The sequence below is a fragment of the Shimia sagamensis genome (assembly GCF_900182745.1).
Taxonomy (GTDB): domain Bacteria; phylum Pseudomonadota; class Alphaproteobacteria; order Rhodobacterales; family Rhodobacteraceae; genus Shimia; species Shimia sagamensis.
This window is the reverse complement of record NZ_FXTY01000008.1, coordinates 1-22,194: the sequence shown is the minus strand read 5'-3', so window position 1 is coordinate 22,194 and position 22,194 is coordinate 1. Positions and strand designations below refer to the sequence as shown.

The following is a 22,194-nucleotide window of genomic DNA, read 5'->3' as shown; positions in this document are numbered from 1 at the left end:
TCTATACTCCATCGACATTTGGAGCTGCATTGTTGTGGCGTAACAATTCTGCCCTCTTTTTTATGCGCTCTGCGTAGCCGCGCAGATCATTCGCAACGGCAAAACGCGCAACACGGTCCAAAAGCTCGGGGCGTTTAGCCTCTTCCGCACGTTGGCAAACTTCTTGCAGGAACCATGTCCGGGATCTCATTGTGCGATACTCAGTATTGAAACGCGCCCCGTCCATCTCGTCCTCGGCAACAGCACGCATTAGATTCCCCAACATGTCCGATTGAACCAGTCGCAAAACGCTGTTGCTGCCAGTGTATCGCATTTTTAGGTGGACAACATTTGGCGAAGAGAAACGCTTTGCGTGTTGAAGATCAGATACCTCGAGAGGGTCATATACAAGATACACTCGCTGTGCCGTACTGACCTCAGTTGCAGCATCCGCATAAGGCCCCTCCCATCCGGCCGCCCGTCCCGTGGGAAAGCGTTGCTCCCATGGCACCAATTTCTCGTCCAGTGTCGACTGAGGTGAGAAAGCCAAAACTTGGGCACCCTCGACCAAAGAAGAAAAAGCGCAGGCCGCATAACCGCCCATGGAAATGCCACTCATAGTCACGCTTTTAAATTGCTTGAAAAAGCCACCGTCACGAAGGCCGTGCAGGTAGTCAAATAATGTCGGGTCCCGATACCAATTCGGGCTGAATGAAAAAATACCAAGATGCGACCAGTTTGATTTAGCTGCCAATCCATAGCCCCAAGCTTCGCGGTCAATTTGGTCGTGCCGCGTCGCGGCGGTGTCGTCAAAAGATACAAACAGATGATCGCCCCCTCGATTTGCAAAAAGTGCCGCGAAGTTTTCTTCGGAATGGTAGAAACCGCGACGCCACGCTGAACGCCGCAAGTCTACCAACCATTTTGGAGCATGATTTGGTTTGGCTTCCTTGTTTGTGTTTGTCGTTTCGACCGACGGCGACGCATGGGAGGGCGAAACGGAGGTTGGCCGCGGCTCCCATGGCGTTGCGATCTTGATTGGCATCAAGGGTGTAATGACGGTGGATTGTTGCGTTGAAGTCTGCGCGCTTGTCTTTTTTTGAACTGGATCGGCAACCGTGACAGTCCGTGCTGCTTGATCGCGCTGCTTAGCCTCACGCTCGGCAAGTTTCGCCTCACGCTCTGCAAGTTTCGCGTCACGCTCGGCAAGTTTCTCGTTACGGATGGCAATGTTTTCGTCCAATGGGTGAAAGGTCTTGTCGTGCAGCTGCGCAATCCGATCCAAATCGTCTTGACGTTGAGCGTCTGTCAACGCTGGCCAAGGCGTTTCACCGGATAGCATGCCTTGAGAATGCAGGCAGTCCCAAGCTTTCGGAAAATTCATCTCCCCAAATGAACTTCGGCTGGGACGTAGACCTCGACCAGGAATCCAATCACGATCTAACGCGTCAACTTCAAACGCAATCCCATTGTTGAATGCTTGTAGCTGCCGCACAAAGTCAGCACTGAATGCCATGCTGCGTCGGGTCAGAATACCCACCTTCTGTGATGCATTTCCAACATAAGCAAGTAGGTGCAACGGGGAACAATCAACTGCAATTATATGTGTGGCGGCTTTGTAAGCCGCAATCTGTTCGGCGGCCGAATGGTTCTGCGGATGATACATTTCGTAGCCCTCTGCAGCGAGGTACGTCTCAAGAATGTTCTCGCAAATCAGTCCGCCACGATGTGGTGGAAGCTTGCTTCGCGAGATGTAGATCTTTGATGCACCCTCTGAAGGGATATTTGCGCCGGCACGACGCCTCATAAAATCGCGAAACTTCTGACTACCCTCCATAAGATCATGCATTCCGACGCCCTGCCGCGGCACGTACAGTGTGTCGACACGCGTAGGCGCGAAAGCCACCCGCGCCTCAACGTCGACCCCAAGCGCCTCCATCAGTGGACGTAATTGTTTGATAACTTGTTCAAATTGGGGGTCGTTGCGCTTCGGCGTGAAAATCACGCCATCAATTTGTCCGCGTAGCTCCTCCAGCGCCCAGATTCTACTGAGCGACTCCAGAATAAAATGTCCGAAATGCCCGTACAGCGTCCCACCAAACATCCAGGTTCCGGCCAACGTTTCCGTTTCCGATGGCATATCAGGCTTTGAGTTTACTGGACTGTTGCCATCGGTCCAGCTGATGGAATTACTGACCATTTTACCGTCGGGCCAAAGAACCCCGCTTGGATGATTTCGGGAACCTTTTTCATCCGACGAGGGAACGATAACCGCGTTTTTAACGCTTTCCAGATCACCGGCGACATCAAGTTGGAGCTTTTTCACAAATCATCCCTAAATTCTAAATCCAAAAGTCAGCCTATTTGGTCGTCATGTTCAATTTGTGTCCTTAGCCGACAAATTTTTGCCTGCTTGAAGCATTTGCCTCTTCAATGAGCTTTTAAGTTAGACCGTTGGTTGCAAAATTTTTGCACCAGTTTGATCAATATACATAGCAAATTATTCAGTACGGTCGACGAATGGAGAGAGGATTTGCACTGTTAATCAAGTAAGGCGATGTGGTTTTCGGTGCATAAACCGGCCTGAAGCTTTGCGATTTGGTGAACGTACGTTCCCAGCGCATCATGCCCGTAAATTTTTGCCTTAGCTTTCCCCTCCAAACCGCGCGCGAAAGTCTGGTTCTCCAATTGGGGGTCTGGATCAAGCTCCTTTTCCTTTTGTTAATAGAACAGGGATCGCATATCCGGTTCACGCTTCCTTTCGCAGTCTGTTTTGGCGTTCGAAAGGCGTCGCTGCATGCATGTGTCGGATTGCAAGTGGAGAACCCGTTTTCCGGTGCGCTTCAATTTACGCCGTAGACATTTTCGGTTCCATCCACGAACCTCGTCCGGATTGAACTATCCCATCAGATTGGGTGGTTGGGGTTTCAAGTCATGCGGTTTCTCCCGCCTGTTCCTGACGGAGTTCCATGCCTTTGACCCAAATCGGACGCAGAAGAACACCTAGTTTCCGGGCAAAGGCTAAAACTGAGCGTCTGCGCCCTATGGTGCGCGTCAACCGCATTCCCCAAGTCATGATTTTCGATCCAGCCATCGTACGCATGAGCAAAGCGTTCGCCGCATAGAGTGTGACCAGCACATCTCGGTCACCCGCTTTTGATATCCAATCGGGTTTTTCGTGTTCGCCGGACTAGTTTCGTCTGGGTGTAAGTCCAAAGTGTTCGACGACCGTCCGTGATCGATTGAAACGGCTTGGACCATCGGCAGCAGCTTGAATGTGATTGCCGCAATCGACCCAACTCCTGGCACAGTCATCTCGCGCAAGCAAAACCGCGCCCCGAGAGGCCGCGAGTTTCACTCTTTTATCCAGTTCCAGATAGTTCCGAAAGAAAACATCTATACATAAAGAAGAGGAATGATCGCGTGCGCCGGGATTGAATCCATTCCAATCATGGGGCGCACCCCTCCGTCGAAGCGACCGTGTTTGACTGTCTTGGGTAGCCTGACGCCGAAGGTTTCCAACAGGCCACGGACTCAATGGTTAGAGTCATGGTTTCCTTAAGCAACGCCTATCGTGTGCTCAGAAAGCGCTCACAGGTCATGCGCCTCGTAGATCTTCATGTGAACTGCGCTAAACCAACCGGTGCGCAGTATTTGCGCTATTCCCTTTGGTCAGTTTGTCTGTCTTGTTTCGTAAATCTGACAGCGCTGCGCTGATCTGTCTGGCTTCCAATCAGACGATGCCAAAGCCCATTCTTGCAATCCCATGAATAGATGCGCTTGGTGCACCTGCTTCAACCCCGACCTGTTCAATGGTGCGCCCAAATTGGGTATGGAAATCAGCGATATCTTCAACTTCGCATGGTAAACTCCGTTCCTAACGTCCCCCTCCCTTCCCATTGATGATGCAAAGCGCGTACGAGCGATGAGATACGTCTGGTCCAACATAAAATTCCATCTTAGGCCTCCCTTTTTCACAGTTATGCGTGATCCTATCGGGAGCTCGACCACAGTGCAGATTCAGCGCCGTTACACATACTTTCGCAGCTTTGAGGATGTAGTATTACCAACTCAAGACCGGCATTTGTTTGACGTGCAATGATTTTCCCATTTCGTTCCACGTCAGGTTGATGTCGCTGGATGAAGCCGGAGACATAGCTTCTCATTTCTCCACGTAACAAGTTTCACGTCATTCATACGGCATCAGGCGGAACAGGGTGCACCGCCAAAAAATGCGGAGATACTAAAAACCTATATGTTAGGCGAAAATGAGCTTTCCACCACCAATTTGAAGGTCTCAGAGGTGGAGGAGGTGTTTGAAAAGGCGTGATCCTAGCAATCATCCTGCGTGGGGTAATATGTGGAGTGAAGCGGAATCGCTTTACCCATTTCCATTACCTTACAGTTATTTGATATGGATATGTGGTGCCCAAGGAGGGAACCTGTCTCTTATTGCAACTTGTTGCAAATTGCGTTTTTTCCTTTTTCCTGTCGCTCATAGCGACATTTGAGGCAAGCAAACCACCGCAACTTGTTGCAAGCAATTGGAGGCACAAAGGTGGCTCAAATGGTGGCTTAAAACTCAATTACGTCGCTGGCACTGAGCGGCCGCTGACAGGGTCAGCAAACGCCGCATTGCAGCTTTCCCAAAGCTGCCGCTGGAGCATAAGTGCAGCACTTTGGTGCGTTGGGCGTCAGCAGTGCGGACAAACCTGCCGTTACCCCAGTATCCGCTCTAGCGCTCTTGCTATGGATTTGACGCCATCAATTACTCAGCGGATTTGCAATCCTAAGCATCGCGCTGTTTACATTCAATTTAAATGTAAAATGCACCGCGAAGGCCTCACGGAGTGTCAATGAGTTGTTCGAGGTCTGTAAAACGGAAAATGAGCATATTCTTGTAGCTTACGGACAACGGGCTAGAAGCTAAGAGCTCTCTTTGATCGGAACGATGTTACAAAGACCGCTGCCTGTGCTTCGACTAACTTCGCCCACCTCAGAAAACGACGCCATTAGAGCCTACGTTTCAGATCCATCTCCAAAATCTGAGGGTTGCGATCAGCATGTGACCGCAACCTTCATTCTATCATCTGGTTAAGAATACCCTCAAGCGAACACCGCGGACATCTGTTCGTGCAATAACTCGGAAGCCTTTTGGAACGACCAGTTCTCTTACAGCTCCAACAGCAGACAGATCCAAAGGTCCTGTATCCACAACAACAGTGTTCTCAACTACAGGGAACTCGTTAACCCGTTCGTTCTCATCCACCAGAATACCAAGAACTCGAATGCTGGTTTGCGACTCAAGCTGAAGACAACGGCTAGTGCGATCCTTGCAAACCATCTGGATGTTTACCCGTAGGTCACGACCTGATTGATTTGCATACACGTCAAACCAATCGTTGGTCTGATTGGCATTGACAAAAAACAGCGTATTTCCAGCCAATTGCGTTTCCAAGTCACTGATGCGCCTTGTATTGCGCCCAACGCTTTCGGAGGTTTGGTCTGAAGCTTGCTGGAGAGCACTCGTCGTTTCCTCTAAGGCAGCGACTTGGCTCTCCAAAACTTCGATCCGATCACATCCGGCGAAAGCAAAGGTGGCAATCAGCAAGAGGTTGATAGATCGAAACATTGATCAAAAACCCCCGCCTTCAAACTCCCAGTTCAGATCTTCATCTGGATCAGGGGATTTGTTCAACATGGAGCACTCAAACCCAATGATCTGCATGCCCGGTATAGAAATTGCATTCTGATCCTGAACGAAGTCATGAGTTGTAGTTTCATTTCTACGGTAGTAATTGGCTTTGACGCTAAATGGTCCCCAACCACCAGAAGCGCTCGCAGTAATCTCACGCATTGCATAAGAGTTGGCTTCAGACTCAGTGTCAAATTTCAGAGTTACGTTTCTTGCGATGATCAAGGCAGAAACGTAACCAACCATGCTTCCATCTGGAGGTGTATTCCCGTCGCTCAGTTGAGTAGAGTCTAGCTGAGGATCGAACTGCCATGCCTTGCTTTCGAATACGTTCGCATCCCACCAAGAGCGTCGAAGCGGAACACGTAGGACTTCAAAATCTACTCCCTCAAAACTTGAGTCAGATTTTTCGTCCCGTTTTATCTCGTGATACTTCGCTGAGCCGCCAATGTTCCACAGGCCGAAGTTACCTCCGGCTTTACCGCCCCACTTCGTTTCACTTTCCGTTTTGATAGTGTGAACCTCGCTATGCTTCATCGAAAAGCGTGTCCAGCTATCGTTATGTGAATCTTTCCAAAAATTGGCAGGGAAGTACTTTGTGACAAGGTACTCTTCACCGTCGGCATTTCGCCGGATTGAACGTACTCGCCGTTCTTCAAGGTCCAACCAATATTTGAAGTATCCGCGTCCCTCCAGTGCAGAAATTACGCCAATTGCCTCTTCGACTTTCTCCTTTCCGCCTGCGATCCAGCGTTGCCGTGCAGCATTTACCTTTTGCTCGTAAGCAGGCGACAGTAAGTTCCATTGCTGCAATGCTTCTGGGTCGTCCGGTCTCGCTGTTAGGTCAGCTTGTAGCGTTCGGTATTTTATTAGCTCGGAGATGTAGTTTTCTTGCCGTTCTTGATACAGTTCGTATAGCGGGCTATCGACTATGACCTTCTGTACGTCTCCGGTGATTAAGTCGATCGCTTCCGCTTCCTTGTTGAGGATGGATTTCGCGCGCTCAAGGCGCTCTTCTTCTTCATCAGAAAGCTCCGAAACAGGATACACCGATGTATTCAGAACTCTGGTGTATTGATCATTCACCTTTCTATCATTTGCTTCCCAACGACCTAAGCCGGTAGGAATAGTGTTGACCAGATCGGCAAAATCTGCGCCCGCCTCAAATTTTTGGGCGTTCTGCGAAAGAAAACCAAAATCTAAGTCCTCATTGCCAATGCTGATTCCCGGCCTCGAAAAGGCTATGTAGTTCCCTCCCGGCACGGCGACGTTGTTGACCGGATCGTCGCCAACAATTACTGAATGCATCTTCGCCATAAGCGCGTTCATGATCTCTGGATCGGTCGCCATAGACCTCACTCCTTCTGCTGTTTTCGATTAAACGGAAACAGCTTCAAGTGTAGGGCATCAATTTGGTGTCAGTCGGACGTCAAGCCATTGGAATTACTATCTAATGCGGATTTCAGATGTGGTGATTTGGCTGAAATTGATGTTCTCAGTTCATTAGATGCACTTTTGCGACCGGTATTTTGAGTTCTCGAGAGGTTAAGTCAAAAACCTTCACGTTCTTGCCTGAGATTACTCGGAGGACTTCGATTGGTTCTGCGAGTTTTGCTACTCTGGGCAAAGGGTCGAATGTACTCGGAGTATTCTGGAGGCCCCGGTAAATTTCTAGACATACACGATCATTCTCTGGCAAGTCAGCAACAACCACCCCTGATCGCTCAAGTTCAATCATGTTTCGCCAAAGCAACGTAGACTCTTCAACTGCCCTGCGAGCACCGTCCTCGTAATCATGTGATACCGCGGAGCCCAAAGTGGGGCGGCTGCCATTCAAGTCTGAGCACACTGCACAGAAGGCGAACAACCCGTTCAACTCCAAAAGGTGGATTTCGACTTTGCGCGCCTGACTACTCAGAAAATCGATATGAAGTTGCAGGCGGGATATAGCGGTTTCAGAAATCTTCTGAAAGTCGCCACGCAGTTGCCCATTGGGAGACACCAACTCGCTCTCGATACACTCCAGAATGGCTCGTTGGCAGGCGTCTTCGATTGTTACACCTGTCGCTGAGCCTCTGCTGGTTCTGGTTCGTTTGGTCGGAGAGCCAATTGTTAAATCGCAGGTAGCTTCCGCCGCAGAGTCCCTCCCAGTCCAAACAATTGGGTTCAAATCAGACGGCATGTTTGTCGAGTATTGAATGGAGTAGCGTTCGGCACCCTCGCAAAGGGCCTTAAAGGACGCGGTTTCCGTTTCAGGTCCAGTGCCTGAAGATACCCTTAGTCCAAATCTCGACTCTGGCGGCAGGCAAGCTGGAGGAAGACTGACTGTGCAAATTGCTGCTTTGAAGGGGGTGGCGTCTGGTAACGGCAGCATGTGGGGACGAGAAACCAATCCTAACTCGACTGCTTTGAAGAGCTTATCGGTTAGAGATTTTTCTTGAAGTTTCATATCACACATTCGATGCTTTCAGGACCGATTTTTTAGTGGGAGTATTTGAATGGCACGTTTAAAGTTGAGGGATGGGGTAACGTATGGCGACGTTGGCGATATAGTTGCAAGGCTGGCTGGTGAGGCGCAAAACGGCGTTGAGCTAGAGACTAGCGAAGCGATCAAGGAGTTCAAAGCCCTTATAGATGAAGAACTGGAGACAGTGTCTGGTTTGAAGGTGAATGAAGTCTCTCTTTCCTCGGTCCCCAGTGTTGAGGATGACTCTGTTTTCGTGAACTTTCATTTGGATAGAACCTTCATGGATTCCGGCAATAGGGTACGAATAGTAAATGTTGTTATTCCTGACTTTAACGACAAGCTCACCGCTATAGTTCGGCAGGGTCAACCGCAGGATTCGAGCCTTTGGAAAGACGGGGAACCTGAACTGGAAAGGTCTTTGGCTGACCTCAGCCAAGTGGCTAAAGAAGCTTTCGGATTTATTGTGATTTGTGGTTGCGTTGGATAGCAAACCCTCTAGCTCAACCTACTATTACATTGCGCTCTTTGGTGCTTTCTCCATTAAAAATGGTAGTGGAGAAGACTGCACGCCAGTAGGTCAAAACTCCAAAGCGATTTTAGCAATGCTTGCACTGGCAAAGAATGGGCGTAGGTCTCGTGCTTGGATCCAAGACAGGCTTTGGAGCCAGCGGCCTCAAAAGCAGGGGCGAGCAAGCCTCAGGCAAGAGCTCACGAACTTGCGGAAGCACTTTGCAGTATTTGGCATCATTCCGATAAAAACGTCCGGTGACGATGTCATGCTTGACCCCGTTTTTGTTGATGTAGACATCTACTCTCATGAAATTCCTGCCCCCCATGTAGATCTCCTTGAAGGCTTCGACGGAACCGACCCTGAATTTAATGAATGGATAAGCGAGGAACGGGCGTTTTGGTACTCAAAGCTCGACCAAGGTGAGGCAGCGAAACTTGCGGCCCGCACTGACAAGGGGGGCGCTCTAAGTGGCCATCTAGTTTTCCCTCGGTTGGCTGTTCGTAGGGTGAAGGTTCTTGGTCAGAGCGATTGGCTGAGCCATTTTGGGGAAGGAATTTGTGACGAGCTGCGGACCTCGTTGAGCGCTATTTCGGGTGTCTATCGAATAGTCTCCCCGAGCGCTGATGGGGCGGAAGCGGCGACAGACTACATTCTCAACGTATCCGTTAGGTCCGCAAACGGTGTGCGAGTTCATGCAGAAGCCATTAAGACAGATGGCGGGGAGCAAATCTGGAGCGGTCGCTTTGACTTGGAAGAGAAAGCAGACTTCGAAGTTCAAGAGAAGCTGGCACGACGGATTATTGACTCTATCTTGGAATCACTCAGCGATGGCCAGTGGGTACAATATTGGGCAACTAGCGAGACCACTACCGCAGCTTGGGAGCACTTTCAAAAAGGAAGAGTGCAGGAACAACTAGGTGAACGTATTTCGTTGGCCAAAGCAATCTCCCACTACCGGATAGCCGCTGGACTTGATGCAAGTTTTCTTCAGGCACAGATATCTCTCGGTTTTTGTCTTGTTGATGGTTTGAGGCTTTGCCTTTTCGATGATGATGAAAAGGCTCAAGTTGAAGCAAAGAACATAGTTCAAAAGGTCAGGAATTTCGCGCCGCGTAATCTGCACGGGCGGGCGCTAGGTGCATTCTACTATTGTTATGAAGGAATGTTCGATCAATCTCTTGAGATCATGCATGATGTTCACAGCCGGGCCCCCACCAGCCCAGAAATGCTTGGCTACTTCGCTGCTGTTCTAGGCTACTGCGGGGAGTATGAGAAAGAGCAGGCAATATATAAACATGCTCTAAGTCTTACCTCGCATCCACCGGCTTGGATCAGGACAAATTTGGCGTTTTCCTGTTTGCTATCCGATGTCAGTGTCGACGAGCGAGACCTAAAAAACATCATTGCGGAAAAGCCGAACCACTTGCGCGCATTGGTTGCTCTCGCCGCTTATCAAGCAAGTTGCGGAGCGTTTTCTGAAGCAAAAGAAACTTCGAGCAAGATCTTGGCTATTGATCCCCTGTTTCGCGCCAATGAATGGAGATCCGATCGTTTCTTCAAAAACTCGGTCGATCAAACCAGACTTGCAAAGTTGTTGTCAGAAGCCGGTCTACCATCGGCGCGCTGAGATGCCTGAAGCGCAGGATGGGCTCAGAGCCGCCTTGCGGCGGTGCGGCAGCACGTCTGCGGCAAAATCACGTGGGAACACGGTCGCCAAATGGCGGGTGCCAGCCCTAAGCGGACTCATATAGGTCGCAATGAGCCATCGATGCTGCATCAGCAATATTTGATCGGAAGTTTCCCGAAAACAGACATTCAGCGGATCAATTGTTCGCAGCTACTGCGCCTGTGGCAGCAATGCGCAGGAAGCGGACTTCGCAAAATTCAACAATCGCTTACAAAGGAGGATAAAGCATCCCGGGACGGATGTCCGTTTCTTGACCAAACTCTTCCAACTTAAGACCTTAACGGAAGTCGCAATCGGTTTTAGGTGACCGATGCCTGCGACGGGCACGTCATTCGCTGGGTGACTGGAGGCGCCAAGTAAACTCAGTCATTAAAGTAGCGTGGGCCTTCAATCTGAAAACTCTAAGCACATTTCAGTACCACTCCACTTCGCGTGCATCGATCAGGGCCGTATGGTCCTTTCCAAATGCCACAATGCCAATAGACGTGATGGTATCGGCATGGGGGGTGTTCCTGAGGAACTGACCGGACGGCGAAAACGCGGTTAATGGCAACTGGACGTCGATCCAATCTCCTGTGCTTTCAAACTGTGCCTGATAGTATTGCCAAGGCAAACGCGTGCCGCGTGTCCGCAGATGCACAAAATACACTTCGCCGTTGCCGCGCACTTTCAGGCGAATTCCTTTGGTGCTGTCTGGCAACTTGCTGGATAGTTTACGACGCACCTGGATGAAACCTCCGTTGTTTGCGGTGCTCACTTCGCCCGCCAAACGGACAAAGGAGCCGGAGGCATCGCTGTCAAAGGTGGCATCACCCGTAGATACGCCGCCCATTACAGTGTCCGCGAAAAAGACCCACCGAGATGCCGGATCGTTATCAAAGGTTTCAAACATCTCTTCTGCACCCGCACCTGAGGACAGATTAAAAACCACAAGAATTGCTAACAGATAGTAACGCGATATCACTTCACAGCCTCTCCAATTTAGAACCGCAATGGACAGGTTCAACAAACTCGCAAAGCTGCCCCAGACTAAATACGGCACAAAGCCCGAAGCTGACAGCCGGTTCACCGGCCGTTGTCCTTCCTGCGAAAATTCCGTCCAGATCAAATTTTCGATCTGACAGTTTCTCCCACTCCAATAATCGGGCGCCTGAGCAGCCAGTCAGCAGTAACAAGAAAGAGAAAACAAGAAACGCAGCATTTTTTGACTTCAGGTGCGATCGGGTACGGCAAATTCATGCGCTCACTTCGTTCGTTTTGATTTTGAATACACCGTTTATCTTCCACGCACCGGAAACCTTAATCATTTCGTAAATAAATGAATAGCCTATGCCCCGTGAATCCATGAACCACATTTCCTGATACACTAAATCCCCCACACTTCGCTGCTTCCTGAACTCCACATCCGAAGGTTGCCATACCATCGGATACCCTCTTTGAACCATCGCTCCAAAGTTCCGGGGAGACCGAAAAATGTTTTGAACTTTTGGAGAGGCATATGTGAAAGCTTCTTCCACATCCTCGTTTTGAAAAGCTTCGATCTGGGCTGATATGACGTCCCCAATCGACATTTCCTGTGCCATTGCCGTCGTGGCGACCACCAAAGCACAACTCCAAACTAGAGCTCGAATGCACATTTTCTTCACTCCTTTTGTCTGTTTACGCGCAGCAGAAGCGTTTGGATCAGTGAAGACCTACGGATCGACGATAGCGCCTTGTCGGGATGAACATCGATCTTTCCACGACACCGGCGCCTCACGCGACCTGATATTTCGTGGATCCTAAGCCGAACAGCTCGATGTTTCGAGTGTCCGTGGACCAAAACTCTCAGGGAGTGCGGTTGCCGGTCATCATCGTTGCGGCGGCTGCGTAGCCACCGTTTGCGCCGTCCACAAAATGTACGTGATCGTCGTTCAGGGCGGATATTACGATGCAGGTCAGAAATGCTTCGGACTGTTCGGTAAGCCCATAATTTATCGATCCCTGATCTCTGGCGGCTTCAAGATGCTGCTTCATCCACTCCAGCGTTTCAGCATCACAATCAATAGTCATTTTCAACCCGTCCTCGTACTTTCGTGAGTCAGTGTTAAACCCCGTCTGCCGAGCATAGTGCCGAGGGTCGAAACTTGCCATCGACCAACCTGTCCGAAACAATATCCATATCAGAAGGTTTTGCGCACTTAGAGCCAAATACCGAAGCAGCCAAAAGCTGCCTCCTGTTGCCCGCGCTTCGATGGACATTCCAGGCGGAGGATACTGGACCTGCGGCCCTTCTTCCGAAACCATTCTGTTGCTATTGCCAAAATCATCGATCCTGGAAAGAAGCGACTGGGTTATTTGCAGAAACTGCTGATCGGAAACATCGGTAACGGGTTCAATGACTAGAGAGACAATCCGTCCGCGTCGAGATTTAAGATTGGACCAACGGCAGGACAATCCTGTCAGATCGGGTCGAGCCTTGGGCTCGGAAAGATGAACAGAAACGTCTCCGGATTTCACAAGATCTTCAAGCCGTCTAACACCGCCACCTGAGAACGCAGCATAACTGACGTTCGAAGAGGCCGCATATCGGGCTGTTCTGACCTCGTATCCCGATTGCCTAAGGTCCGCGACGGACATCAATCCGGCACGAAGGTTCAGATCGAAAGTCTCGGAAGCCCACCTCCTCAATATGGAAAGGACACGCGAGGCGCTTTCCAGATGATGTCCCGGTATTGCCAGACTTGCGCCGTCCCCGCCGAAAACAAACGGAAACTCTACGTCTTTAAGTTGGTTCTTGAAAGCTGCGATCGGGGACGCTCCGACGAGGTTAACCGTCTTGTAGCGGCCGGAATTGATCGCTGATCTGGACGCTTCGATGTCAGTCACAACAACAATCCAGTCATCAGGTAAAGGAGTGTGGGTCCGGGTGTTCGCGAAACGCGAAAAATCTCGTGTAGTAGGCAGACGAGAGTAGAAATTAGTGCCGGTCTGTTGGTCATCGTCGGACATTGATTGCCCCTCTGCTTTAGAGATCTCCCGAACCAAGCATCAGTACAAACAGAATAACCGAAATGATAAATGATGTTACTGGATTCTTTGACTTCAAAAACCAATACGCGAGGGCAGAAATTTTGGATCAGCGAGAATCAAAACTTGTCGCGGGTTCACCATGGGACGGGTTTTCCAGCCCAATCGAAGAAGCAGCCGTTGTGAACCTCGGTCAGACCACTAATCAAAGTTATTAAATTGGTCGCGGCCTCGTCCGTCGAAACCTTTGGTTGCGTGGGATATGCCTCGGTAAAGCGCGTCTCAACTGTACCTGGATGCAAGGCCACAACGACGGACTTTTTTCGGCTTCGCGCGATCTCTATAGCGGCAGTGTGCACGATCTGATTGGCGGCCGCTTTCGCCGCCCGATAGCTGTACCAACCGCCCAATTGATTGTCGCCGATAGAACCCACACGTGCTGTAAGAACGCCCACTACAGACCTGGTGTCACGAGGCAAAAGCTTGGGAATATGTCGCAGGACCAATGCCGGACCAATGGCGTTTACTGCCATAACTTTCGCCATATTGGCAGCGTCGATTTCGGTGAGAGACTTCTCCGGCCTCACATTCGGTGGGGCAAGTATGCCAGTTGCGATCAGAACCGTGTCGAAAGCTCCTTCGAGGCTTTCCATGTGTTTCTGGACTTTGTTTGGGTCAGTGACGTCGAAATCGTCAATCGACCTCGAAACCTCAATCACGACAGCGCCCTGTGCCCTCATAATTTTGGTCAAAGATGCGCCGATGCCGCCGGATGCACCGACAACCAAAGCCCTTTTAGCCGTCATGACATCACACCAGTTGGACCATTGACAGAGAGTAATCTTGCAATTGGTTTTCGCTCTCGTCCATCATATTCCTCCAGGTCCGAATGAAACTTTGAATGACATAACATTCTCCATTTTGGATTGTTACGATCCGATCCCGATTGCGGATCATGCAGGGCGGCCCGGTTGAAGTAAATTGAACCCCAGATAAGGCGTCACAAATGAAGAGCTCTCCGGGCTGCCTTTTACCTTTGGAGCATTATAGGCGAACGTCACCTTCGTCCCGTTCAGCCTACCTCTCGCCCCCCCCCCAAAAAAAAATTGTGCGGCAACCGTGACCAATGACCGCTTCACACGCGGCACTGTAGCGTTGGCTGTGTGATCCAAAACCTCCAGCGGCGCGTAATTTTAGACAATGGAGGAAAACAAATGAAACTGTTCAAAGAAGAAAGCGCCGGTTGGTCGGCGATCATGAATGAGACGAAAAATCCGCTAAAGAGCTACTCGCTACCTGTCGCCCACATGATGATGCAAATGTTGGCTTGGATGTGGAGCGTGATCTTCTCAATTTCGCTTGGTAGCTTTTTTGTTTTTGGGATCAGCTCTGTCGCCCACGTGACCATTATTGCCGGGGTTTTCATTACAATGATGGCTTTTGAAAACGCTGATGCCAACCGATGATTATCGCTAACTGCCCACTCAATGAACGCCCGCGTCGCCTTTTTGAAAGACATGTGAAGGTTTCATGCTTTCATCCCTCATCGCCACCATTATTGAATATGGGGAAATCCTTACTCAAATACATCGCGACCTTTGAACGCGCGTTTATATAATAGGTTGGAAAATGTCGGTCACCCGCCGCTCTATAATTCTTGGCTCTTTTGGACTTGCTGCATGTGCTCGTATGCCCACTTCGCCTGAAGGACCTCTCGCGCCCATCACGCTCGATACGGCCTTTTCAGGTCGAGCGAACGGAGCAGGAGTGTTTCGGGTAGACCTAACCGGTTCAGAACGTCGTTTCACCGCACGCCTAAACAGTCGCCTGCATGGAGATCGGCTTACAATCGTTGAAGATTTCTTCTACGATGATGGTGAGGAGAACCGTCTAACATGGGTCTTTGACCGAGCAGGTCCAGGTCGATGGAAGGGGCAACGTGAAGACACCGTGGGAGAAGCAGAAGTTATCGAGGGTGGCAACGAAATCCGACTTTCATACGTGGCTGACTTTCGTTCAGGCGGCGAAGTTATCAGACTGGGTTTCGAGGATGTTATCTATTTCAGTTCAAATGGCCGCGTTATCAACGACGCGATTGTTACAAGGCTCGGCATTCCAGTCGGGCGCGTACGCTTCGAGATGCAGCCAGCCTGATATAGCGGTACCGGTAGGGTATTCCAAAACACGTGCCCCCGGTTCATACCTTTATCCAGTTCTTAGTCCTTGGGTTCAGGACCCATTAACTGATGGAGCTTGTCACGAAGTCATGATTCAAGAGTCCCGGTTTTAGGGGGTTATGATGGGCAATCTATGTTGGCTGACGGAGGCGCAGATGCAGCGAACTAGTGTGCTTTGTCCACCTAACGCCACCCCCCCCCTGAATTTCGCTACAGCCCTCATCAATGACCGCTTCTCACACTGCATCGCAGCGATCGAGGGCTGTATTCAAAAGCTGATAAGCGGAATTTGCAAAGGTCGCAATCTGCGCATTGCTGACCTTGATGGCTTGCGCAGCATTGAAGCTGGGGTATTTCACTTTTGGATGGCTGCTTTCCTCAAGCTCAGGCAACAACCATGCACGGGCATCTAACGGCGGCTTCTCGATCAATGTGGTAGGTATCACCACCCGTGCGTTATCGAAGCAAGCAGTACGGGCTGCGAACGTCCAATGTTCACCAGGTTGACGTAACTAGATGAAGTAAGAGCGGCTGAAGAACTACAAGCTCGGCGGCAATAAGCATTCCACGCCTCACTTGAAGGCCGCAGAGCTGGAGTGTTTGTTTTAAGAAGCGTGATCCTAGCGAAAGCCAAAAGGTGGCTCAGATGGTGGCTTGAAACTTCAAGTCGCCATTTTTTCTTTTTAAAATCAGTAGATTAATGCGGATATGTGGTGCCCAAGGAGAGCATGACAAAAACATTCAATGACGGGATTTTAGATTACGATTGGCGTAAAAAATGCGTTTTATGGCTTCTAGATTGAAAGCTACGACTATTCTCGCATTTTGCTCCGTCAAATCCAAGCTTCGTCAGGCGCCTATCCCGATTCGAATAGCTTTCATGCCTTAGGGAGTTCAATCCTTAGGCATTTCCTTCGCTACGAGCTCCTGCCTAGCTTACTGCCGATCGCGGCACCTTTTCACTCCATAGATCTCGCCGAATTCTGTTCGGCTTAAGGACTAGGCGCTATATATCCGTATGAACTGGGGGCACGTGTTTTGGAATAGCTTACACGATGCCGCGATGTCAGACTGGCTGCATCTCGAAGCGTACGCGCCCGACTGGAACGCCGAGCCTTGTAACAATCGCGTCGTTGATAACGCGACCATTTGGGCTGAAATAGATAACATCCTCGAAGCCCAGTCTGATAACTTCGCCGCCTGAACGAAAGTCAGCCAAGTATGAAAGTCGTATTTCGTTGCCAGCCTCGATAACCTCTGCTTCTCCCACGGTGTCTTCGCGTTGCCCCTTCCAGCGACCTGGACCTGCTCGGTCAAAGACCCATGTTAGACGGTTCTCCTCACCATCATCGTAGACGAAATCTTCAACGATCGTAAGCCGATCTCCATGCAGGCGACTGTTGAGTCGTGCGGTGAAGCGACGTTCTGAACCGGTTAGGTCTACCCTAAACACTCCCGCTCCGTTCGCTCGACCTGAAAAGGCCTTATCGAGCGTGATGGGCTCGAGAGATCCTTCAAGCGAAGTGGGCATACGAGCACATGCAGCAAGTCCAAAAGAGCCCAGAATTATAGAGCGGCGGGTGACCGACATTTTCCATCCTATCATGTAAACGCGCGTTCAAAGGCCGCGAGGTATTTGAGTAAGGATTTCCCCAAAATCAGTAATCGTGACGGTGAGGGATGAAATCATGGAAACCTTCACATGTTTTTCAGGAAGGCGACGCCGGCGTTCATTGAGTGGGCAGCTAGCGATAATCAACGGTTGGCGTCGGCGTTTTCAAAAACCATCATTGTAATGAAAACCCCAGCAATAATGGTCACGTGGGCTACAGACGTGATCCCAAAAACAAAAAAGCTACCTAGCGAAATTGAGAAAATCGCACTCCACATCCAAGCCAACATTTGCATCATCATGTGGGCGACAGGTAGCGAGTAGCTCTTTAGCGGGTTTTTCGTTTCATTCATGATCGCCGACCAAACGGCGCTTTCTTTTTTTAACCGTTTCATATGTTTTCCTCCATTGGTTAGAAATACGCTCCGATGGAGGTTTTGGATCACACAGCCAACGCTACAACGCCGCGTGAGAAGCGGCTATGGATGAGAGTTGAAGCGAAGTCTGGGGGGCAGCAATGCGGACTAAGCGACCGTTGCCCTCGACGGCAGCTATGACCATTTTCAGCCCAAAGCGGCCAACTAGAATTGACTTGGAGCGAGCATGCTGCAACTGCAATCTATGAATCTCACGTTCCTTAAAGCAGACGTTCCAAAAGCCTACAGCTGATTTTGCTATCAATGACCGGACTGAGCCCAGACCAGCCGATGCTACGAGATATACGAAGGTCAGCTTTTCATCAAATTGCGAGTTGGTTTACTCAATTATGCTCGATAGTAACTGCTCGGTCATTGATGATGCGTCAGACCAAGGGTAATCGGGGATCGTATTCGCACAAAGAGCGATACCGATCATTCCGGATAAGAGCGTGTCGGTCCTAACTTCAGCTTCAAGATCTTCCGGCATAACCTCTTGAAACAAATCCGAAAAAATCAAGAAGTACGCCAATGTACATTCGTCCTTAATAAACGTACTGACATCCGCCCGCGTCACATCGTTAGACATAAAGACAAGTCGAAAATGATCGGGGTGAATAATCCAATATTCGACAAAAGTTTGCGCGGCGGTACGCAGCCGTTCACGCGCTCCAACGACCGATTTCAGCTTTTTCTCGATATCACGAGACATGTCGCTGAGTACGTCTGCCCAAAGGAATCTTAGAATATCCGTCTTTCCCTCGAAATGCGCATAGATTGTCATCGGGGCGCAGCCGACCTCCTTGGCTAAACGGCGCATTGAAACCGCTCCGAAGCCCTCCGCTCGGTAAATCTCAAGCGCGTGCTTCCCAATCTTTGATCGGAACTCCTGAATTTCAGCCTTGGTGCGGGTTGGCCTGCCAGCAGATTTAGCCATGGTTGGACCCTTTCAAGATTAATATGTAACGCGTACCAATTAATGCTTGCCCTTGCAAGATAGAAATAATATAGGACGCGTGCCAAATATTAATCGCCCATCGGGTATGCATTGAGGAAAAGTGACATGCACAAGACAAACTTACTGAACGCGGTTGTTGTGATAATTGGCGCTGCCATTATCTTTTTGGGACTGAATATCGGCCTGGGCGGGATTAAGACACTGGGGTGGCAATCGACGCGCGATTTTGTTGCGATCACGGATGCGGCAACCTTTCAAACCCAAGACAGCCACATTCGATTCATCGGCGGGGTCTGGTTCGCAGTCGGCGCTGTGTTTGTGATCGGCGGCTTTGCTCTACGCAGGCTTCGCCCGACACTGATTATTCTGTCGGCTATGATCGCAACCGCGGGACTGTTTCGACTGAGTGGCATGGAAACTGAGGTCCTATTTAGTGCTGCCATTGCCCCGTCACTGATATTCGAACTGGTAGGTTTTCCGCTACTTGCTTGGTGGCTGATGGCGTCCAGCAAAAGCGATGCGAAGATTATCAATGGTGTGCAAGCCCAATAGCAGACCTTCATGCGCCTAACCTGTTTGTCCGCTCAGCCGTCCTTGAGACCTGACAGTAGCGAGTTTGGCAATCAGGGATTGCCTAACGTCCGGATTGTGTCCAAAACAACGGATGCTGCGCTACGAATATAGGTCTCCAACAAGCTTGAATGTCTGCTTTACTGAACAGCGATAGATAGCGCGTGAATTGGCGCCAGCCAAATGGGTCTAGAAAAAGTTATGCCTGTAGAATTTACAATCTTCCCCCAACGCGGCCTTGTTGTGGTTCGATACTTTGGCTACGTCGCTATCAACGATACGTTAATTGCAACGGAAACCTACGTTTCGCATCCAGACTATGTCGCGGGCCAAAAACAACTGGTCAATATGACCGAGGTCACTGGTTTCGAAAAAGACTATGTTCAGTTTATGGGTATGCAGGCCCGATTAACAGAACGGCTTATTCGATCTGATTTGCAATCGCTTGTCGTATACATCGCACCTACGAACATAAGTCGAGAATTGAGTGCCGTGTTCGTACGTTCCTGGATTGACATAGGTTCTGTTGTACCGCTGGTCCAAGATTCTGAAGCCGATGGGCTCGCCCTTTTGGGGCAGCCAGAAGAAACACTTGATGTTCTGCTGGCAACATTGGCGAATTGATCCAAATTTGGCAGAAGTTCAATTCACGGCGTTTTGGCCACGCGCTGATGAATGGCGCGGTCGTCCCGGAAGCAGTCCTTCAATGCAACGCTTTAAAAGGCGAGTTTGTCCAGCACAGTTGCACCCCCCGCCGAATTTCGCTGCAACTCTCATCAATGACGGCATTTTATGCGGCGACGCAGCTATCGAGAGCTATGTTACCTGGCCGAAGGGCGGACTTTGCAAAGGTCGCAATCTGCGCATTGCTGCCGCTCGTGCCGCGCGCATCATCCGTTGGAAAGTGAGCTTTCTGCCGCTGCCAGCCAAAGCGCTTGAGTGACTGCTTTGGGCCGTATGGAGACCAGTTGGACTATGGGATGATCGCACGGCCTGTTACATAATTGTATGATTGAGCAACCAGCTCCATTACAATGTCGAGCTCTTCTACGTTTGTTGGTGTGTAAATCATGACAAATCCGCCCCACCCTTCACGCTGCTTTGCCCAAGGATGCGCAATCGCCCAACCTGCCTGAACAGCCTTTTTTGCCAGGTCCGGATCTAGCGACGCATGCAAACTTCCGTCAGGGTGGAGATGCGCAAACTCGCGACCACCTACAATAACCTCTGGATGTGCCAAAAACATACCATCTTCCAACTGAAACCCAACCGCACCTGGAAGAGAAACTCTCGTCGGCCCGGTGTTGACCCCAGGAAACTGCGCGACACGTTCAAGTAGTTTTTCAGATATATCTGGGTCTGGCCTAATTCCCAGTTGAACATGAGGAACGCCATTCGTTGTTTCAGGAATCGGAGTCTCGCGCGAGGGCAGGATTAGACTTTCTGCCGACACGGTTTTTGCCAAAGCAGCAAAAACAATAGTGACGAAGACGATATTTCCAAAGGTCATGGGATCAAGGGCTCCTTGTTAAGCTAATCATGGTTGGAGAAATGAATTTGGTCAATTCTCAGCTTCAGCGAATGTCAGGAACGGCGCGGCGCGCAGCTGCAACTTGAGAAGGCGGTGAAGACCCGCAATGGACCGTTCACTGACTATGCTGGCAGCCAAGCGACCAGACTTTACAAAGGTCGCAAACTGCGCTTCGCTGACCTTGGAGCCGGCCGCAGCATCAGCCAGGGCCGTAGCAGCCTGCTGAATGGCCGTTTACGGGAAATTAGCCGCTAATTCTCGCAACCGCAGCAAATATTTCGTTGCGCCTAGTGTGAAGGTTGAGTTTGGGCTGGTAGCCGCCTAGCCGCACCGAACAAAACCCGCCAACCTTTCGGCCGACGAGTCCTGCCCTCCCTTCAGCAGATCAACTAGCGCGTCCCTTCGACTAGAGGATCCGCAGAGGCGGATAACCTTCAGGTATTATGTCTAGAGAGTGACCTTCCACGTCTTTGGTGCCAACCATATCAACCAACAGTGTAGTCAGTGCATCATTCAATACAAAATTGGGAATATCCATCAACGTGGTCACCCAGCGTTGAAGATGAGAGCGGTTTATGGCCACAACTTCACAGGCTTCAGATTCTTCGACAAGAGGAATTAGTGTGTCTTTCTCGTAATCTTCAATACTCTCAAGAATTGTATTTAGCGCTTCTTCCAAGAAGTAAGTCTGTCGTTCTTCCGGCGACATCCCCGCTAGGGCAATGAGTTCGGCCACATCTTTCTTGCTTCCTATCTCACCCAGATAATTTAGTTCCTCCCCACCCTCAAAAATGCGTTTCGTCATTTCGGGTACTCCACAAATAACCTTCTTTACTTGTTACAATTTGAAGTGACGCTGGCAGTTCGCGATACCAACAGATCAAATTTATATTAAAAACAAATTAAAAAAGCCTTAACCGTACGCGCTACGTTTCCCCAATGTTCATGATATGTAGCAGGGTTTTCATTACCCTTTACGGTGTGCCTCCCCCCCTAAAACTCCCAATTGCCGTAATGCCAGCAGAGTTCAATTTTGATTAATGGCAATCCACCTCTAATTGAGCGCGTGACGCACCCCATCATATGCCTCGACGGCTAAGCCCCGTTTGCCGTTGCACGAAATCAGCTCATCACCCAATCGCCCGGCAATGATTTCCCAATCCCCTGCCCTCAAGAACGCGCGCGGATCTGTACAAGAGCTGGTGACTGTAGCTGGGAGCGGCTCAATACGTAGAGCCCCAACGCCTTTGGAGCCGCCGCAAGCTGACATCAGAAGGCACACGGCTAGGGGCTTGATCATCGCGGGCTTCATTCTCTATTCCTTCTGATTTGGCCTTTTGCGCCACCTCTTGAGCCACAAGGCGCGCATTGGTGACGCTGAGTTGGTCAGCTGCGTCAAACAGGTCTGTCTGGGTATCGCGCAATGCGGCAGCGTTTGCGGACTCACAGGCAGCCTTACCGGCGCGAAAGCCCTGCCAGCCTGAAATACCGCTCGCGATCAGAACAAGGGCCACCACCGCCAGCAGGAACCGCGCGCTTGGCATCAGGTCAGCCCCTTCATGCACAATCGGTATTCATGCGC

General features: G+C 50.3%; 22 protein-coding genes. 7 read left to right on the top strand and 15 right to left on the bottom strand.

The window, feature by feature from the left end; all coding sequences use genetic code 11:
• Position 1 precedes the first annotated feature (1 nt).
• The 4 genes from QOL67_RS17770 to QOL67_RS17755 form a co-directional block, all read right to left on the bottom strand.
• The gene (locus QOL67_RS17770) at positions 2 to 2,305 is read right to left on the bottom strand and encodes a glycosyltransferase family 61 protein (RefSeq protein ID WP_283427331.1); all 2,304 of its coding nucleotides are present in this window, start codon (positions 2,303 to 2,305) and stop codon (positions 2 to 4) included.
• 2,760 nt (positions 2,306 to 5,065) lie between these two features.
• Positions 5,066 to 5,611: a hypothetical protein gene (locus QOL67_RS17765; RefSeq protein ID WP_283427330.1), complete on the bottom strand. Its 546-nt coding sequence runs from the start codon at positions 5,609 to 5,611 to the stop codon at positions 5,066 to 5,068.
• Positions 5,612 to 5,614: 3 nt separating this feature from the next.
• Entirely contained in the window at positions 5,615 to 7,024 is a 1,410-nt protein-coding gene (locus tag QOL67_RS17760) for a hypothetical protein (RefSeq protein ID WP_283427329.1), read from the bottom strand.
• A 145-nt stretch (positions 7,025 to 7,169) separates the two neighbouring features.
• Positions 7,170 to 8,132: a YcaO-like family protein gene (locus QOL67_RS17755; RefSeq protein ID WP_283427328.1), complete on the bottom strand. Its 963-nt coding sequence runs from the start codon at positions 8,130 to 8,132 to the stop codon at positions 7,170 to 7,172.
• Between the two features lie 40 nt (positions 8,133 to 8,172).
• On the opposite strand from QOL67_RS17755, the gene QOL67_RS17750 reads away from it, so the two are divergent.
• Together QOL67_RS17750 and QOL67_RS17745 are read left to right on the top strand one after the other, a co-directional pair.
• Positions 8,173 to 8,628, top strand: a complete 456-nt coding sequence (locus QOL67_RS17750; protein WP_283427327.1) for a hypothetical protein — start codon at positions 8,173 to 8,175, stop codon at positions 8,626 to 8,628.
• Complete coding sequence (locus tag QOL67_RS17745; RefSeq protein WP_283427326.1) at positions 8,621 to 10,279, top strand: hypothetical protein; 1,659 nt, start codon at positions 8,621 to 8,623, stop codon at positions 10,277 to 10,279. Before QOL67_RS17750 ends, QOL67_RS17745 begins: the two co-directional genes overlap by 8 nt.
• Positions 10,280 to 10,751: 472 nt before the next feature.
• Here the strand turns inward: QOL67_RS17745 and QOL67_RS17740 are convergent, their stop codons facing one another.
• The 4 genes from QOL67_RS17740 to QOL67_RS17725 all read right to left on the bottom strand — a co-directional run bounded on the left by QOL67_RS17740 (position 10,752) and on the right by QOL67_RS17725 (position 14,154).
• On the bottom strand, positions 10,752 to 11,408 hold the full coding sequence (locus QOL67_RS17740) for a CIA30 family protein (RefSeq protein ID WP_283427325.1): 657 nt from the start codon (positions 11,406 to 11,408) through the stop codon (positions 10,752 to 10,754).
• 166 nt (positions 11,409 to 11,574) lie between these two features.
• The gene (locus QOL67_RS17735; protein ID WP_283427508.1) at positions 11,575 to 11,940 is read right to left on the bottom strand and encodes a DUF4864 domain-containing protein; all 366 of its coding nucleotides are present in this window, start codon (positions 11,938 to 11,940) and stop codon (positions 11,575 to 11,577) included.
• A gap of 226 nt (positions 11,941 to 12,166) precedes the next feature.
• Complete coding sequence (locus tag QOL67_RS17730) at positions 12,167 to 13,330, bottom strand: DUF3095 domain-containing protein (protein WP_283427324.1); 1,164 nt, start codon at positions 13,328 to 13,330, stop codon at positions 12,167 to 12,169.
• 155 nt (positions 13,331 to 13,485) lie between these two features.
• Positions 13,486 to 14,154, bottom strand: a complete 669-nt coding sequence (locus QOL67_RS17725) for an SDR family NAD(P)-dependent oxidoreductase (protein WP_283427323.1) — start codon at positions 14,152 to 14,154, stop codon at positions 13,486 to 13,488.
• Between the two features lie 408 nt (positions 14,155 to 14,562).
• Between QOL67_RS17725 and QOL67_RS17720 the strand changes: the two genes are divergently transcribed.
• Both QOL67_RS17720 and QOL67_RS17715 read left to right on the top strand, forming a co-directional pair.
• Positions 14,563 to 14,814 (top strand): hypothetical protein, encoded by a 252-nt coding sequence (locus tag QOL67_RS17720; protein ID WP_283427322.1) that lies wholly within the window; start codon positions 14,563 to 14,565, stop codon positions 14,812 to 14,814.
• A 163-nt stretch (positions 14,815 to 14,977) separates the two neighbouring features.
• A complete protein-coding gene (locus tag QOL67_RS17715) occupies positions 14,978 to 15,502 on the top strand; it encodes a DUF3833 family protein (protein ID WP_283427321.1) in 525 nt (174 codons plus the stop codon).
• Positions 15,503 to 15,761: 259 nt separating this feature from the next.
• On the opposite strand, the gene QOL67_RS17710 is transcribed toward QOL67_RS17715, so the two are convergent.
• The 4 genes from QOL67_RS17710 to QOL67_RS17695 form a co-directional block, all read right to left on the bottom strand.
• Positions 15,762 to 15,956 (bottom strand): hypothetical protein, encoded by a 195-nt coding sequence (locus QOL67_RS17710; RefSeq protein ID WP_283427320.1) that lies wholly within the window; start codon positions 15,954 to 15,956, stop codon positions 15,762 to 15,764.
• A gap of 635 nt (positions 15,957 to 16,591) precedes the next feature.
• A complete protein-coding gene (locus QOL67_RS17705) occupies positions 16,592 to 17,116 on the bottom strand; it encodes a DUF3833 family protein (protein WP_283427319.1) in 525 nt (174 codons plus the stop codon).
• 164 nt (positions 17,117 to 17,280) lie between these two features.
• Positions 17,281 to 17,532 (bottom strand): hypothetical protein, encoded by a 252-nt coding sequence (locus tag QOL67_RS17700; protein ID WP_283427318.1) that lies wholly within the window; start codon positions 17,530 to 17,532, stop codon positions 17,281 to 17,283.
• Positions 17,533 to 17,893: 361 nt separating this feature from the next.
• Entirely contained in the window at positions 17,894 to 18,490 is a 597-nt protein-coding gene (locus QOL67_RS17695; protein ID WP_283427317.1) for a TetR/AcrR family transcriptional regulator, read from the bottom strand.
• A gap of 126 nt (positions 18,491 to 18,616) precedes the next feature.
• Here QOL67_RS17695 and QOL67_RS17690 point away from each other — a divergent pair, with 126 nt between their 5' ends.
• The 3 genes from QOL67_RS17690 to QOL67_RS17680 all read left to right on the top strand — a co-directional run bounded on the left by QOL67_RS17690 (position 18,617) and on the right by QOL67_RS17680 (position 20,024).
• Complete coding sequence (locus QOL67_RS17690; RefSeq protein ID WP_283427316.1) at positions 18,617 to 19,063, top strand: DUF4345 domain-containing protein; 447 nt, start codon at positions 18,617 to 18,619, stop codon at positions 19,061 to 19,063.
• 219 nt (positions 19,064 to 19,282) lie between these two features.
• Positions 19,283 to 19,705, top strand: a complete 423-nt coding sequence (locus tag QOL67_RS17685) for a hypothetical protein (protein WP_283427315.1) — start codon at positions 19,283 to 19,285, stop codon at positions 19,703 to 19,705.
• A gap of 82 nt (positions 19,706 to 19,787) precedes the next feature.
• Positions 19,788 to 20,024, top strand: a complete 237-nt coding sequence (locus QOL67_RS17680; protein WP_283427314.1) for a hypothetical protein — start codon at positions 19,788 to 19,790, stop codon at positions 20,022 to 20,024.
• Between the two features lie 30 nt (positions 20,025 to 20,054).
• Here QOL67_RS17680 and QOL67_RS17675 read toward each other — a convergent pair whose 3' ends face one another.
• The 3 genes from QOL67_RS17675 to QOL67_RS17665 form a co-directional block, all read right to left on the bottom strand.
• Positions 20,055 to 20,591, bottom strand: a complete 537-nt coding sequence (locus tag QOL67_RS17675; protein ID WP_283427313.1) for a luciferase domain-containing protein — start codon at positions 20,589 to 20,591, stop codon at positions 20,055 to 20,057.
• Positions 20,592 to 21,018: 427 nt separating this feature from the next.
• On the bottom strand, positions 21,019 to 21,417 hold the full coding sequence (locus QOL67_RS17670; protein WP_283427312.1) for a hypothetical protein: 399 nt from the start codon (positions 21,415 to 21,417) through the stop codon (positions 21,019 to 21,021).
• A gap of 418 nt (positions 21,418 to 21,835) precedes the next feature.
• Entirely contained in the window at positions 21,836 to 22,156 is a 321-nt protein-coding gene (locus QOL67_RS17665; RefSeq protein ID WP_283427311.1) for a hypothetical protein, read from the bottom strand.
• Between the last annotated feature and the right edge of the window lie 38 nt (positions 22,157 to 22,194).